The sequence below is a fragment of the Chromatocurvus halotolerans genome, assembly GCF_004340525.1.
GTDB classification, from domain to species: Bacteria; Pseudomonadota; Gammaproteobacteria; order Pseudomonadales; family Halieaceae; genus Chromatocurvus; species Chromatocurvus halotolerans.
On the sequence record NZ_SLWX01000002.1, the window covers coordinates 26,489 to 41,983 of the forward strand.

Below are 15,495 nucleotides of genomic sequence, written 5' to 3' on the forward strand. Positions count from 1 at the left end.
GCGCCGCGCAACGCTCTACCGGTTGCCGCCGCCGCGCTGACCGCCGCTGCGTCCGCCCCCGGCTCTCGGGCTGCCAGCGCTGCGTCGCGGGGCCCCACCGGGACGACCGCCGCCTGGCTTGCCCGCGGCTCCGCCGCGTCCTGGTGGACGTCCGCTCCGCTGTGCCGCAGCGGGCTTGCGCGCCGAGGGAGGAGGGCGTACCCCTGCCGCCGGCAGTGCATGCTCTGGCTCATAGCCGTCAATTTCCTCTCGTGGCAGCGTCTTTCGAATCAGGCGCTCGATACCGTACAGGTAGTCTGCCTCATCCGCTGACACCAGCGAATAGGAATGCCCGCTGGCACCGGCACGGCCGGTGCGACCGATGCGATGGACGTAGTCCTCGGCGATATTCGGCAGATCGAAATTCACCACCTGCGGCAGCTGGGCGATATCCAGTCCACGGGCGGCAATGTCCGTAGCGATCAGCGCCTGAATGCGGCCCTGCTTGAAGCCGTCCAGGGCACGGGTGCGGGCATTCTGGCTCTTGTTGCCGTGAATGGCCTCGGCACGGATGCCGTCGTCTTCCAGCTTTTTCGTCAGCTTGTTGGCGCCGTGCTTGGTGCGGGTAAATACCAGTACCTGATGCCAGTCCCGGCTGCGAACCAGGTGAGACAGCAGCTCTGGCTTGCGCTTCTTGTCGACCGGATAAATCCATTGCTCGACGCTGTCCGCTGTGGCATTGGCCGGGGCAACCTCTACCTGTTTGGGGTTGTTGAGGTAACCCTCGGCCAGGCGGCGGATCTCGCCGGAAAACGTGGCAGAGAACATCAGTGTCTGGCGTTTCTTCGGCATCAGCGCGACGATGCGACGGATGTCATGGATGAAACCCATGTCGAGCATGCGGTCGGCTTCGTCCAGCACCAGGATCTCCACGCGATCAAATGCCACCGCACCCTGCTGGTGAAGGTCGAGCAGGCGACCCGGCGTGGCGACCAGGATGTCACTGCCGCGTTTCAGTTTCGCGATCTGCGGATTGATTTTTACGCCGCCGAATACCACGGAGGCGCTCAGTTCACTGCGTGCGCCGTAGTCGACCGCGCTCTGGTGCACCTGAGCCGCGAGTTCACGGGTGGGTGTCAGTACCAGGGCACGCACCTGGCGGTCGCGGGTGCGGGTGCCCTCTGCGAGCCGCTGGAGCATGGGAACAACGAAGGCGGCGGTTTTACCGGTACCGGTCTGGGCGGCCGCCATGAGGTCATGGCCAGCAAGAACCAGGGGAATGGCTTTCTCCTGAACCGGAGAGGGGCTGGTATAGCCCTTGTCGGTCAACGCCTGCAATAGCGGCGCAGACAGACCGAGGTCTGTAAATTTCATCGTCAGGATCCCTAACGTTGGATGCTGACGAACAGGAAGACACTGTCAGCAAGTGTCGAGGTGCGCAGGATACGCTATCGTCCGGCCTTTGCAACTGCCCGTAACGTTATCCATTCAGGCGCCCGGGTCACGCAGCAAGTCGCAGGGACAATCTGTGAAAATAAAGCGTGCACATCCCCGCATTCGGTGTTAATGTTCAAGGCGTTTGATAGTTGCAAGCATTTATGTCGCTTTAGTTCGTGTACGCTCTATCTGCCCCCATTGTAGGGACAGCCACTTCAAGGTCGCTATTCATTACTACGGGTCAGATTGTCGTTTCCCGTCCTGTTTGTTCATATTGCCCAGCATGACTTCAAGCAAGAACGCCCGCTTGTGGGCACAATCAATGAATGAGTAGGAATGTAGAAAATGGCATCAGTTACCGGTACAGTTAAGTGGTTCAACGAAACAAAAGGCTTTGGCTTCATCGAGCAGGAATCAGGCCCTGACGTGTTTGCACACTTCAGCGCTATCAGCGGTTCAGGTTTCAAAACCCTTCTGGAAGGTCAGAAAGTGCAGTTCAATGTCACGCAGGGCCAGAAAGGCCCCCAGGCGTCTGATATTGAAGTTATTGCGTAACGCGATAGCACAGTGACAGCAGGAACCCGGTTGGCGAAAGCCAGCCGGGTTTTTTTGTGGGCGCTTTTTCTTGTGCTTGATATCAGGCATGTGCTCGATATCAGGGACCTCGACTGCCCGCAAGCCGGGCGGGCTAACAGGCTATGACCGCCGGCTGCTCATGCCGGCATCTGTGTCACGCTGATGTAACGGGGCGCCCCGGGTCACTGCTTCGCTCGCTGAACCGGGCCCGGATATCGGCAAACCTGCCGCGCAGATGGTCGGGCAGCGCCAGCATGGCTGGCGTTGCGATCAGCGTAAGGATGGTCGCGAAGCTCAGGCCGAACACGATCGCCTGGGAGAGTGGCCCCCAGAAAGTGGCCATCTGGCCGCTGGCAGTGATACTGCGGTTGATCAGGTCCACCGACAGGCCGCACGCGAGTGGCAGCAAGCCGAAAACCGTCGTCACAGTAGTGAGCAGAACCGGCCGCAGACGTTGCGAGGCCGATAGCACTACGACCTCCGCCGTGCTGAGGCCGGGCTGCTCTCTGCGTACGGTGTTGAAGGTATCAATCAGGACGATATTGTTGTTCACCACAATGCCCGCCAGCGCAACGACGCCAACGCCTGAGAGAATGGCGCTGAAAGGCTTGTCGAGAATCAGTAAGCCAAGAAGCACGCCCGCAGTTGACATGATCACCGCCAGCAGAATCAGTGCGCTCTGGTAGAAACTGTTGAACTGCGTGACAAGCAGAATGAACATGAGCAGCAGTGACAGCAGGAAGGCCACCTGCACGAAAGCCAGGGAGTCTGACTGCTCTTCGTTGGCGCCGCGGAAGCGGATATCCAGGCGAGGATCGAAGGTCTGTGTGTTCAGCCAGGACTCGATGTCACGGACCATGCTGTCTGCGAGTACACCATCAATGACATCAGCGCGTATGCGCTCTACCGGTGTCCCGTCGATACGCTCAAAGGTGTCGACACCCGGCGAGGGCTGCAGCGTCACAAAATTCGACAGCGGCACATGCCCCATGGCAGTGCTGATGCGGAGATCGTCCATGGCGCCGATACCGCGCTCATTCAGGGGATAGCGTACGCGAATGTCAACCGCATCGTCAGCGGATTCCGGCCGGTATTCCGCCACTTTGACGCCGTTGGTCACCAGCTGCACCGCGACTCCCGCGGAGGAGACGTCAGCACCGTAAATAGCGGCCTGGGCGCGATCCACATCCATCTGCCACTCGATGGTCGGCAGCGCCAGCGTGTCATCGATATCCACCAGCTCGGGCAGGGACTGCATGTACTCCTTGATGCGGGCGAGGGCGGGCTCAAGCAGAGCGCGCTGGGGTGAGCGCAGCTCTATCTGTATCGGCTTGCCGACCGGTGGGCCTTGCTCCTGAGCCATGACGTCCACTGTGATGCCCGCCAGCGGATCCGTGCGACGACGAATTTCCTTTATGATCTCGCGCCCCTTGATGTTGCGTTCGCTCTCGGGGAACAGCTGGATAAAAATGGAGCCAATGCGATCTGCGGTGCTCATCGCGCCGCGCCCCATGCCGTTGCCGCCGGGGAGAATCGTGCGCGAGTTCAGTGCCTCGATGCCGGGTATCTCGAGAATCTCCCGCTCCACTTCATAGACCAGCGCGTTGACCTCGTCGGCTGAGAAATTGCCCTGTGCGCGAACCGACACCTGTATGAACTGCGGGTCAGAGTCCGAGAAGAACACCATGCCCTTGCTGTACTTGCCATAGGCGACAAAAATGCTCATCAGTCCCGCGAGCACGATCATGAGAGTGAGGCCGGGCCTGGCGCATACGCGCGCGAGGAAGCGGGCGTAGCCGCCGGTCACTGTCGGCAGGGTTGTGGGATCGCCGCTCTCGAGCTCCTGCATGGCCTTGGCTGCCGCACGGGAATGGACGGTGGGTCGCCCGAAGACCGTGCCCAGCACCGGGCCGAACAGCAGGGCATACAGCAGCGAGCCGGCCAGGACCGTGAACACGGTGACCGGCAGGAAGCTCATGAATTTTCCGGGAATGCCCGGCCAGAAGATCAGCGGCAGAAAGGCCGCGAGCGTTGTCGCCACGGACGCGGTGACCGGCCAGAACATGCGCTTTACCGACTCTGAGTAGGCGGCCCGGTGGTCCATGCCCTCACCCATTTTGCGGTCGGCGTACTCGGTAACCACAATGGCACCGTCAATCAGCATGCCCAGCCCGAGCAGCATGCCGAACATCACCATGAAGTTGAAGGTGTAGCCCAGCAGATAAATGATGATCACGGAAAACAGCAGCGACACAGGAATACCGAGACCGACGATCACGCCGCTGCGAAAGCCCATGGTTGCCACGACGAGAATCATGACCAGCGCCAGGGCCGTAAAGATGTTGCCCTGGAGTTCCGTGACCTGCAGCCCTGCGAACTCGGCCTGATCCTGCGTGGTGAGCACCTTGATGCTGCTGGGTATCTCGGGGCGCATCTCTTCCAGGAGGGCACGTAATGCGTCGACTGTCTCGATGATATTGCCGTTGGCCCGGGCGCGCACGGCAATCGATATGGCGTCCATGCCATTGACGCGGGCGTGGCTGTCGCGATCCTTGAAGGTCTTGCGGATCTCGGCGACTTCGCGCAATGTGACCACGGTATCGCCAGAGCTGGTAATGGGCAGGCTCATTACGTCTTCCGGGCGCTCCACAATGGAGGGTACCTTCACGGAAAAACGCCCGCTGCCGGTATCGATACTGCCCGCCGGGATCAGCCGGTTGTTGCGCTGCAGCGTGTTGATCAGTGTCTCACTGGATATCTGGTAGGTATCCAGAGCCTCCGGATCAATGATCACCTCCAGAAGTTCCTCACGGTGGCCCTGAAGGTCGGCCTTGAGTACTGAGGGTATAGTCTCTATCCGGTCGCGTAACATGAGTGCCGTTTCATACACGATGCGCTCGGGGGCACCATCACCGATCAGGCTGATCTGCAGTATGGGATACTCGTCGATTTCAATTTCGCGAACGATCGGCTCCTCCGCCGTGGCCGGAATCTCGGCCTTGCCGCGGTCAACGGCCTCGCGCACGTCTGTCAGTGCCTGGCTGAGATCCTGCTCGGGGCCGAATTCGATGAACAGCGTGGCATTGCCCTCGGATGCCATCGCCGTGATTTCATCAATGCCCTCCACCTTTCGCAGTTCGGTTTCCATCGGCTGTATCAGCAGGCGTTCGGCGTCCTCGGGCGAGATACCCTCGTGCATGATGCCCACATAGAAAAAGGGCACTTCTATGTGGGGTTCGTTGGCTATTGGCAGGATGGAGCGCGCGATAAGCCCGCACAGGATGATAACGCCCATGAGCATTAGCGTGCTGCGCGAGCGATTGATCGCGGCGTCTATAAAACTCATGATGACGCGCTCCGGGAGGCGACCGTGCCGCTTTCCGTGACGGGCTCGACACGCTGTCCGGGAACAACGGATTCCTGGCCGACGATGATCAGGCGCGTGCGATCGGGCAGACCGGTAATCCAGGCGCCGTTGGGCGTATCTTCAATAATCGTGATGTGCCGGAACTCGACCTGGTCACGATCGTCCAGTATGCGAACGCCGACACGACCGGCATCGTCCAGCGCAAACAGGGCCGGCGAGACCCGGTGCGCCTGCACCTCATCGCGGGCGATGAACAGCGTTGCGGTGACGCCGGATCTCAGCGCGTAGTCACTGTTATCGACCGTCGCCTCCAGCGCATAGGTTCGCGTCTGGTTGTCGCTCTGGCGACCGACAAAGCTGACGATGCCCGTCACCTCCTGGCCGGTGGCGATGCGGGCGTTGACACTGTCGCCTTTCTCGATGGCACTCACGTCGCGTTCGGTCACGCGCGCGGTCAACAGCATCGGATCGAGATCCAGCAGTGTCACGCAGTCACCACCGGGAGACAGGTAATCGCCGCTGTTGGCGTGAATCTCTTCGACCATGCCGGCGAACGGCGCCCGGATTTCGGTGCGCGCCAGGTTGAGCCGTGCCCGTCGAAGGACCGCCTCGGCCGCCGCCTGTGAGGCCTCGGCCTGGGCGATGGCGGTATCCGACTGCAGCCCCTTTTCTTTCAGACGCTGACTGCCTTCATATTCCAGCGTGGCGCGGCGCAGCATGGCCTCGGCTTCGGCAACTGCCGCGCTGCGGTCGTCATCCGCAAGACGGCAAAGGAGTGCGTTCTGCTCCACACGCTCACCGCGTTCGACTGCGCGCTCGGTCACCACCCCGGTGATTTCTGATTTGACGACGACGGTGCGCTTATTGGCAGTGCGCCCGCGCAGAGTGATGCGCTGGATGCGGGGTTCCGCCTCGATCTCACGCACGCGGACCCTCGGCAGCTCGTTTTTTTCGCGGGGTTCGAAGGATTGTTCGGCCAGTACGGGCCGGGTGTCGGGATCGACGGCTTCGTCACCGGAGAGAAGGCCTGACAGCAGCCAAAGACCGATTGCTGCCGCGATCAAAAAGGCAGTGATCAGGTTTTTGCGCATAGGAGGTGACCGGGGCGCATCGCCCTGCAGTGAAAATCAGTCGACGAGTATATCATTGCATCAATCAATCTGGCTTTCGTACTCTTCGTGAAATTGTTCCAGGTGTCGCTCCACGAGGGCGGTCTGTCGACCGTAGCGAGCGACATGGAACACGGCATCGCCCTCGTATACCAGCGGCAGGTTGGTGCGGCCGATGACCACCCCGTCGTGGGTTGCCACCATCGGCACCTCGCTGCTGCCGAGTGGGTCGGCGACCACGGCAACGGTTTCTCCCGCCACTATCTTGGCGCCAAGGGGAACCAGGGTGCTGAGAATGCCGCTTTCCGGGGCCCGCAGCCAGCTCGACTGGTCGCTCACTATGGGTGCGGGCACCGGCTTGCGGCGGGGGCTGCGGCGCAACAGGCCCACTTCCCGCAGGACGTTGATGACGCCGGAGACGCCGGCACGGATATACATCTCGTCGAAGCGCAGGGCCTCGCCGGCCTCGTAGAGAATGACCGGAATGCCGGCATCACCGGCTGCCTCCCGCAGCGAGCCGTCGCGGATCTTCGCATCGATCGCCAGCGGAACGCCGAAGGCCTCCGTCATGGCCCGCGCTCCGGGCATGTCCAGGTCAGCGCGAATCTGGGGGAAATTGGCCCGATGGCGGGCGCCGGTATGCAGGTCAATGCCGTAATCGCACTTGAGCACGATTTCCCGGAGGAAGGTGTTGGCGACCCGCGCTGCGAGCGATCCGGCTTCCGAACCCGGAAAGGAGCGGTTGAGGTCCCTGCCATCCGGCAGGTAGCGGGAATGGTTCAGAAATCCGTAGATATTGACGATGGGAATCGCCAGGAGCGTGCCGCGCAGGTTGCGTAGCGAACGGTGCTTGAGCATTCGCCGGATGATTTCGACACCGTTGATTTCGTCGCCGTGCACGGCCGCACAGACGAAGGCGATGGGTCCCGGCTGTCGGCCATGTATGACCTGTACGCTGATGGACAGGTCGTCATGCGTGTAGAGTGGAGCCACCGGGATATCAACGGTCTTTTTTTCTCCGGGAGCAATGCTGATACCCCCGATGTCAATAGCGCCGCGTGATCTGGCCATGTCTCTATCCCTGAGTGCGTCGGCTGTCGGTGCGCGTTGGCCTCGCGTTCTCCTCGACATACTGGATGATTCTGCTGGCGATATTCTTGCCGCTGGCCTCTTCGATACCGCGCAGACCCGGGGAGGAGTTGACCTCCATGATCAACGGTCCCCGGGACGAGCGCAGTATATCGACGCCTGCCACCGCGAGTCCCATGGTCTGTGCCGCCTTGACCGCCGTGCGCCGCTCTTCCGGCGTCAGCTTGGTCGGCTGTGCACTGCCGCCGCGGTGAAGGTTGGAGCGGAATTCGCCTTCCGCGGCGCTGCGCTCCATGGCGGCGACGACCCGGCGGCCGATAATAAAGGCGCGCACGTCCGAGCCACCCGCTTCCTTGATGAACTCCTGCACCAGGAAGTCAGCGCCGAGCTCGATGAAGGCATCGATCACGGATTCCGCGGCTTTGTAGGTTTCCGCCAGGACAACACCGCGCCCCTGCGTACCCTCGAGGAGTTTCAGCACTACGGGGGTGCCGCCGACCATCTTGATCAGCTCGCGGCCGTTCTCCACGCTGTGGGCAAAGCCGGTGACCGGCATGCCGACGCCCTTGCGCGACATGAGCTGCAGCGCCCGCAGCTTGTCCCGCGAACGTCCCAGCGGGATCGACTCCGTGAGGCAGTAGACCCCCATCATCTCGAATTGCCGGATGACCGCCGTGCCGTACTCTGTTATCGAGGCGCCAATGCGCGGAATGATGGCATCGAATCCTTCAACGGCCTTGCCTTTGTAATAAATGGCGGGCCTGGCCGAGTTGATATCCATGTAGCACTTCAGCGTGTCCATGACTTCAACATCATGGCCGCGTTCGCGAGCCGCCTCTGCCAGCCGCTGCGTGCTGTAGAGTCGTGAGTTGCGCGAGAGAATGCCTATCTTCATTTTCATGGTCGGGCGGTGACCTGTGTCAGTGGTTTTCTAGCGGGGAGGTTTCCCGACCAGGTAGGAGCGGCCGGAATCCACCACAAAGTTGCGTTTCAGCGCCGTGCGGCCCAACAGGCAACGAAAACGCATGGAGTCGCGATCCGTCAGCGTTACCTCGGCTGTCAACTGATGGGGGCCAATGTGGATCTCCGCCTCGATGACATAACGCATCTCAGCGTGCCCGCCGGAATCGCGCACCGACCGGCGGTCGACAACCGGGGCTTCGCACTCCAGTACTGTGTCCTGATCCCGTTGATTGGGATGGATGGAGAAGGCGACATAAAGTCTGCCGTCCCGCTCGAAAGGAGACACCTTGAAGGCGTGCAGTGCACTGGTGCGTGCCCCGGTATCGACCTTTGCCTTGATGGCGTCGATACCGAGAGCCGGGAAGCTGATCCACTCCCGCCAGCCTACCCGAGGCAGGCCGGGTGGAACAGGAGTTTCGTCCCGGTTGGTAGCGCTGGCGCCTGACACGGGCTACTTGTGGGCTATGGGTTTGTCAGTGAACAGGTAGTCCCTGAGCTCACTGTAAAACTTTGGATCCTGACGGCGTATCCACTCAATCACCATCGCGGCATGCTCCTTTTCCTCGTCGCGATTGTGCTCGAGAATACGCTTCAGTTCCGGGTCCTGGCAGGCATCGACTCGCTGGTTATACCAGTCTACGGCCTCCAGCTCTTCCATCAGTGAAACGATGGCGCGATGCATGTCGCGAGTTGCGGCGGACAGTTCGCTTACGGGTTCGTGATATCCCTCATTGGCCATAATCGTCCCCTGATGTGTATTTTTACCGTCGACGTTGCGACAAAAACGAATAGTCTGGCTCCTCAGCACGGACAATGCAACGAGTCTGCGCCCGGCGTTCGCAATCAGCCAGGCTCCTGCCGCCGGTTTATGTGCAAAAACCAGCGATCCTGCGTCGCTGGTGCATTCAAGACAGGAAGCGGAATTCACAGGGGTGTTCTTTGTCGTGATTGGCGTATACTGCGCCGCTCGGGGTCACGCGATCTATTGAGGGGTCGTGACCCGCAACGCACTCAGTGTATCCTACGGGCCGCTATGAGCTGGAAAACACAACGACAGCGAGTCTCCAGAACGTTGGCAGTATTCCTGCTGGCTTTTGCTATCGGAGCGCAGTTCGGGCTGGTCGGCCATCAACATGTCGATGGCAAGCCTGTTGCCGACTGTCTTCAATGCCAGTTCGATCACGGTAAGGCAGCGATCTCAAGCAATAGCCTGAGCGGCTTCCACGCCCCGGCACACGCAGCACCTGAATCAGTCACCCTGGTGGGTATCGTCGCTGCCCACTACGCCTTCAATGCGCGAGGCCCACCCTTACTCTCCTGATCATCACATTTTCTTTCTATCATCAGGAGAACGACATGAAGAAGACCCTAATTGCGGTCTGCGTTGGCGCTGCCAGCCAGGCTATGGCACAGATACCAGAGTCACGGATGGAGCACGTGCTTGTTACGACGCCCATTCACAAAAAAGCGGCAGAGACAGCTCTCCCCGTTACCGTTCTGAGCGGCGATGAACTGCGTCGACTGGCGGCGAGTACTCTCGGCGAAACGCTTGGCGACAAGCCAGGCATCTCCAATGCATCCTTTGGCCCCGGCGTCGGAAGACCCGTGATACGGGGGCAGGGTGGTCCGCGAACCATCAATCTCAACAACGCCATTGCAGCGGCCGATGTGTCCAGCCTCAGCCCGGACCATGCGGTGAGCATCGAGCCGATGTTGGCGGATTCCGTTGAGGTGCTGCGTGGCCCCGCCACACTCCTCTACGGGGGTGGGGCTATTGGCGGTGTGATCAATACGCGCGACAACCGAATCCCCAGCGAGCGTATAGATGGCGTGCAGGGTGCCGTGGAGTATCGCTACGATGACGCTCCCGAGATGAACACGGGTGTTCTGAAATTCGAGGGAGGCTCCGGCGACTTTGCGTTTCATGTCAGCGGCACGTTCCGGGACTTTGAGGACACGAGTATTCCAGGTCTGGCGATTGATGAGGAAGCGGTAGAAACGCAGGAAGCGCTGCTCGGCGGTGGGCACGGTGGGGACCACGAAGAAGATCACGATCACGAGGAAGAAGAATTCGAGAACTCCGATGGCTTTATTGCCAATACGGATGGCGACGCAGACGTTTTCACGATCGGCGGCAGCTATCACTTTGGTGAACGGGATTTTGTCGGTTTTTCCTACAACAGCTTCGAAACCAATTACGGCATTCCGCCCGGGGCGCATGAACACGGCCATGAAGAAGAGCACGACCACGATGGAGAACACGACCACGAGGGCGAAGAGCATGGCGAGGAGGAGGACGAGATTATCCGTATCGATCTCAAGCAGGAACGCTACGATACGCAGCTACACATACACGACCTCGTGCCGGGCCTCATTGACGTAGCGCGAGGCTTTCTGACCTATACAGACTATGAGCACGTGGAGCTTGAGGGTGTTGAGATCGGGACACAATTCAGCCGTCAGACCTACGAGGGGCGCCTGGAGCTTGTGCGCGAGGGCGATAATCATGGCGTCCTCGGTTTGCAGTGGCGCGCTGACGAGTTTGAGGCGGTGGGTGATGAAGCCTACGTACCAAAAACCGACTCGTCGGAATGGGGTGTGTTCTACGTGCAGGATTTCCACGCTGCAGACTGGCAGTTTGAAGTAGGTGGTCGCGCCGATATCGTTGATCGCGATCCGGCGACCGGCGCCGCAGAAGACTTCACCAGTTTCAGTCTGTCGGCGTCGGGACTTTACAACATCAGTCGTGAGTGGAACCTGGGTGTTTCCTTGTCACGTGCAGAACGCGCACCTTCAACGGAGGAACTGTTCTCTAACCTCAATAACACGGATGAGCAGCTCGTAACCCACGCCGCCACGGGCGTCATCGAAATCGGCGACCCCGACATCGGCACTGAAACGTCTCTCAACGGCGACCTGTCGCTAACATGGACTGCCGAGCGCAGCTTCGCGGAGCTCACGGTGTTCTACAACACCTTCAGTGATTATATTTTCCTGCTGAATACAGGCGAGGAAGTTGACGAAACTCCGGTGTACATTTACGAACAGGAGGACGCGAAGTTCTATGGTGTGGAGTTTGAGTCCAGCTTCGCGCTTGCCCGCGTTGCCGGTGGTGACGTTAGCCTGGGTGTTTTTGGCGACATGATTACGGGCGAATTCGACTCCGCCGGTGACGTGCCGAGGCTGCCTCCCATGCGGATTGGCAGCGAGCTCTCCTGGCGCAGTGACTCCCTGGGCGCCTATGTCAGGTTCCTCAATGCGAGTGATCAGGATGATCCCGGTGATTTTGAAACCGGGACCGACGGCTATACCCGTTGGGACGCCGGTGTCGACTACCGCGTGCAGTTTGCGGGTAACAACGAGTTACTGGCTTTCCTGAAGTTAAAAAATATCACCGATGAGGAAATACGCCTCAGCACCTCTTTCCTGCGCAATTTCGCGCCTCAGGCCGGAGAGAGCATAGAAGCGGGTGTGCGTTTCATGTTCTAGCCGTAACAAGGCAGGAGAGAAGGCACGGCGCGTTCATAGCGGCGTAAAGTCGTCGGTTCGACGATAGCGCGGGTTGCGAAAGCTGAACGGGCCGCCTGCTTAGATCCCCCCCAACGACCCAGCTTCAGCCTGAGGCGACGGGCCCGTCGTCTGGGGGGCTTTTCCAGCTCGCGCAACGAGTGTTCAAATGCGATCGAAAAGATTATGCTGGAGAGCGACATCAATAACGGAGATACCGCAATGCCACTTACCAATTTCAGTCGTCTGACCAAGCTTTTCCGGGAGCAGGAGGTTACGGCAGACGAAGAGGTGTATCGTGAGCTTTTCGTACTGGTGCTGTCGCGTGCAACGGATGCGGATGCCTACACGCATCCGGCGGAAATCGCCAGCGTACAGGCTGTGATAAAGGAATACCTTGGCGAGGACATTTCGAGCAGTGACATTCGCACAGCCGCATTGTCGAAGCTCTACGAGTCTGCGCCGCTGCACAAATATCTCGCGGAGGTTGCGCCGCGACTCAGCCGACCGCAGCGCGTGTCAATTATCCGCGGTCTGGTGGAAGTGCTGAAAGCCGATGGCAACGTTTCCAGTGGTGAGGCGGAATTCTTCAACATGGTGACGATGGCGCTGGGCCTGACGGCCGCGGATGCCGCCGGACTGGCTGTGGAGTAGCGACCGGCTCGACAGGCGTCCGGCCTGGTCGGCGGTCAGGACGCACGCCCCTGTAGCCACCGGGACGCCAGCCACATGCCGGCGAACATGCTGACGACAAAAGCCAGAGTCCCGGTATGGCCATAGATCAGCGCGGTCAGGCCAGGGCCCGGGCAGTAGCCGTAGAGTCCCCAACCCGTTCCGAACAGCGCCGACCCTATCATCAGACGGCCGTCTATTGCTCGCGCCTGCGGCAGCGAGAACGCCTGCGCGAAAATGGGCGTCCGGCGGCGCAACACCAGGGTAAAGGCGATGGCGGTCACCGCGACGGCACCGCCCATCACGAATGCGAGATCGGGCATCCAGTCACCAAAGATGTCGAGGAAGCCCAGCACCTTGGCGGTATCGGTCATTCCCGACAGCGCGAGACCGGCACCGAACATCAGGCCACAGACGAGTGCCGCCAGCGCTTTCATGAACCACCCCCGAGCACGTGGCGCAGGATAAATACCGTGATGATGCCGGTGGTCATGAATGTTGCCGTTGCCGCCAGGGAGCGCAGGGAGTGAAAGCCCAGCCCGCAAACCCCATGCCCGCTGGTGCATCCATTGCCGAGTCTGACGCCAATGCCGACGACAAGCCCTGCAGCGGCGGCCAGCGGCCAGCCTGCGGGATTGGGCGCCGGCGCGGGGGTGCCGCTGATCCAGTGATAAAGAGCGCCGCCACCGATCAAACCCAGCAGAAACAGCCAGCGCCAGGCATTGTCAGCAGCGCCGGAGACAGCGCTCCAGGCGATGCCGCTGATGCCGGCGATACGCCCGACAAGCAATAGAAGCATGACGGCAGAGAGGCCGATGAGCAGGCCGCCCGCCAGCGGTGCCAGAAATTGGTTTACCATGAGGTGTGTCCGCAGGTCTGCTGTGGTTGCCAAGTGTGAGCACATGGCGCGTCCCGGGCAAGCCCTGCGTGCATGCGGCGAGAGTGTCACTCTGCCGCCATGCCATCCGGTTTTTCTGCACTGAGGAGTTTCATGCACCCGTCATCCGTGTCCGAGCCCACCAGCGGCCACTACAACTGGTCCCTGCTATGGCGTCTGCTGCCGGTGCTGCGCGAGAACGCCGGCCGTGTCGCCCTTGCCATGGCCTGCCTGTTCCTTGCCAAAGGCGCTCTGCTGACCATTCCGTTTATTCTGAAGTCGCTTGTCGACACGCTGGATCTTGAGACTCCTGAACAGATAACGGTGGTTATGCTGCTGTCGCTGGTGATTGCCTACGGTATGGCGCGCTTCGCCAGCGTGATGTTCGCAGAGCTGCGCGACACCCTGTTCGGCCGGGTCACGGAGCGGGCCATGCGACGAATCGGTCTGCAGGTGTTCCGCCATGTGCACAATCTGGACATTGATTATCACCTGAATCGACGCACCGGCGGTCTGGCGCGGGATATCGAACGTGGCACCACCGGCATCAGCTTCCTGATGCGTTTCTTCATTTTCAATATCGCCCCTACCCTGTTTGAAATTGCGATGGTTGCGGGCATCCTGCTATACAACTACGGGCTCTCCTACGCTGTTGTGGTTGTGGTCGCGGTGCTGGGTTATGGCGCGTTTTCCTTCCGCGCGACCGAGTGGCGGACCCGCTTTGTCCGTGCGGTGAATGAGGCGGATTCCAGCAGCAATACGCGGGCGGTCGACAGCCTGCTGAACTACGAAACGGTCAAGTACTTTACCAACGAGACCTTTGAGAGCGACCGCTACGATGAGTCTCTCGCGGCCTGGGAGCAGGCTCGGCGCTCCAATCGCCTGTCGCTGTTCGCGCTGAATGCGGGACAGGCGCTGATAATCGCTCTTTCCCAGACACTGATGATCGGTCTGGCGGCCTGGCAGGTTCGGGATGGGGTGCTGAGCCTTGGTGATTTCGTGCTCATCAACCAGTTCATGCTGCAGCTGTTCATGCCATTGGGCTTTCTCGGTTTCGTGTACCGAGAGATCAAGAGTTCCATGGCGAACATCGAGAACCTGTTTGATCTGCTGGAGCGTGAGCCCGCGGTGCGCGATGCCGACGATGCCAGGACGCTGCAGGTCGAACACGGACGTATCGCTTTCGAGGATGTGGTGTTTAATTACGGGGACAAGCGCAGCATTATCAATGGCTTCAGCCTGGGCGTTGAGCCGGGAACCCGTGTGGCACTGGTCGGCGCCAGCGGCGCGGGCAAATCCACGCTGATAAAGCTGCTGTTTCGATTTTATGACCCGGTGGCTGGCCGAATTACCATTGACGGTCAGGATATCCGCGAGGTCACGCAGGAATCGCTGCGTCGGCACATAGCAATCGTTCCGCAGGATACCGTGCTGTTCAATGACAGTCTGCTGGAGAATGTTCGCTACGGCAATCCGGCGGCAGATGACGACGCGGTGCGAGAGGCGATTCACGCTGCCCACCTCGACGACTTTGTCAGTCAGCTCCCGGAGGGCCTGCTGACCCGCGTGGGTGAGCGGGGGCTGAAACTCTCTGGCGGTGAAAAACAGCGGGTGGCCATCGCGCGCGCAATCCTCAAGGACGCACCGATACTGGTCTTCGATGAGGCAACGTCATCGCTGGACAGTCACTCGGAGCAGGCCGTGCTCTCGGCGTTTCGCGACCTGGCGCAGCGCCATACGACGCTGGTCATCGCGCATCGCCTGTCAACCGTGGTAGACGCCGATCGTATTGTCGTTCTGCGCGATGGCGCTATTGCCGAGAGTGGCGCACACGGCGATCTGCTGTCGCGTGATGGAGAGTATGCCCGACTGTGGTGGGCGCAGCAGGCACGTGAAACGGTGCCCGCGTAAAGGTAGTG

General features: G+C 60.4%; 13 protein-coding genes. 4 read left to right on the top strand and 9 right to left on the bottom strand.

The features are described 5' to 3' along the window. Window positions 1–15: 15 nt before the first annotated feature. On the bottom strand, window positions 16–1,353 hold the full coding sequence (locus EV688_RS02315; RefSeq protein ID WP_117314398.1) for a DEAD/DEAH box helicase: 1,338 nt from the start codon (window positions 1,351–1,353) through the stop codon (window positions 16–18). Window positions 1,354–1,761: 408 nt separating this feature from the next. Here EV688_RS02315 and EV688_RS02320 point away from each other — a divergent pair, with 408 nt between their 5' ends. Beyond that, the gene (locus tag EV688_RS02320; RefSeq protein ID WP_117314399.1) at window positions 1,762–1,971 is read left to right on the top strand and encodes a cold-shock protein; all 210 of its coding nucleotides are present in this window, start codon (window positions 1,762–1,764) and stop codon (window positions 1,969–1,971) included. Window positions 1,972–2,146: 175 nt separating this feature from the next. On the opposite strand, the gene EV688_RS02325 is transcribed toward EV688_RS02320, so the two are convergent. Genes EV688_RS02325 through EV688_RS02350 form a run of 6 tightly spaced genes read right to left on the bottom strand, consistent with a single transcriptional unit; the run spans window position 2,147 to window position 9,259 of the window. Then, on the bottom strand, window positions 2,147–5,338 hold the full coding sequence (locus EV688_RS02325) for an efflux RND transporter permease subunit (RefSeq protein ID WP_131917532.1): 3,192 nt from the start codon (window positions 5,336–5,338) through the stop codon (window positions 2,147–2,149). Next, a complete protein-coding gene (locus EV688_RS02330; RefSeq protein WP_117314403.1) occupies window positions 5,335–6,450 on the bottom strand; it encodes an efflux RND transporter periplasmic adaptor subunit in 1,116 nt (371 codons plus the stop codon). Before EV688_RS02330 ends, EV688_RS02325 begins: the two co-directional genes overlap by 4 nt. Before the next feature lie 60 nt (window positions 6,451–6,510). Continuing rightward, the gene (locus EV688_RS02335; RefSeq protein WP_117314405.1) at window positions 6,511–7,539 is read right to left on the bottom strand and encodes a succinylglutamate desuccinylase/aspartoacylase family protein; all 1,029 of its coding nucleotides are present in this window, start codon (window positions 7,537–7,539) and stop codon (window positions 6,511–6,513) included. Between the two features lie 4 nt (window positions 7,540–7,543). Further along, on the bottom strand, window positions 7,544–8,452 hold the full coding sequence (rimK, locus tag EV688_RS02340) for a 30S ribosomal protein S6--L-glutamate ligase (RefSeq protein WP_117314407.1): 909 nt from the start codon (window positions 8,450–8,452) through the stop codon (window positions 7,544–7,546). 36 nt (window positions 8,453–8,488) lie between these two features. Further along, window positions 8,489–8,968 (bottom strand): ATP-dependent zinc protease family protein, encoded by a 480-nt coding sequence (locus tag EV688_RS17640; RefSeq protein ID WP_240624177.1) that lies wholly within the window; start codon window positions 8,966–8,968, stop codon window positions 8,489–8,491. Between the two features lie 3 nt (window positions 8,969–8,971). Then, the gene (locus EV688_RS02350; protein WP_117314409.1) at window positions 8,972–9,259 is read right to left on the bottom strand and encodes an encapsulin-associated ferritin-like protein; all 288 of its coding nucleotides are present in this window, start codon (window positions 9,257–9,259) and stop codon (window positions 8,972–8,974) included. Window positions 9,260–9,876: 617 nt separating this feature from the next. Between EV688_RS02350 and EV688_RS02355 the strand changes: the two genes are divergently transcribed. Both EV688_RS02355 and EV688_RS02360 read left to right on the top strand, forming a co-directional pair. After that, the gene (locus tag EV688_RS02355; protein ID WP_117314411.1) at window positions 9,877–12,009 is read left to right on the top strand and encodes a TonB-dependent receptor; all 2,133 of its coding nucleotides are present in this window, start codon (window positions 9,877–9,879) and stop codon (window positions 12,007–12,009) included. A gap of 240 nt (window positions 12,010–12,249) precedes the next feature. Then, window positions 12,250–12,681: a TerB family tellurite resistance protein gene (locus EV688_RS02360; RefSeq protein ID WP_117314759.1), complete on the top strand. Its 432-nt coding sequence runs from the start codon at window positions 12,250–12,252 to the stop codon at window positions 12,679–12,681. 35 nt (window positions 12,682–12,716) lie between these two features. Here EV688_RS02360 and EV688_RS02365 read toward each other — a convergent pair whose 3' ends face one another. Together EV688_RS02365 and EV688_RS02370 are read right to left on the bottom strand one after the other, a co-directional pair. After that, the gene (locus EV688_RS02365; protein ID WP_117314413.1) at window positions 12,717–13,136 is read right to left on the bottom strand and encodes a DUF6691 family protein; all 420 of its coding nucleotides are present in this window, start codon (window positions 13,134–13,136) and stop codon (window positions 12,717–12,719) included. Further along, complete coding sequence (locus EV688_RS02370; protein WP_117314415.1) at window positions 13,133–13,558, bottom strand: YeeE/YedE family protein; 426 nt, start codon at window positions 13,556–13,558, stop codon at window positions 13,133–13,135. Before EV688_RS02370 ends, EV688_RS02365 begins: the two co-directional genes overlap by 4 nt. A gap of 132 nt (window positions 13,559–13,690) precedes the next feature. Here EV688_RS02370 and EV688_RS02375 point away from each other — a divergent pair, with 132 nt between their 5' ends. Next, complete coding sequence (locus EV688_RS02375; protein ID WP_117314417.1) at window positions 13,691–15,487, top strand: ABCB family ABC transporter ATP-binding protein/permease; 1,797 nt, start codon at window positions 13,691–13,693, stop codon at window positions 15,485–15,487. Window positions 15,488–15,495: the final 8 nt, after the last annotated feature.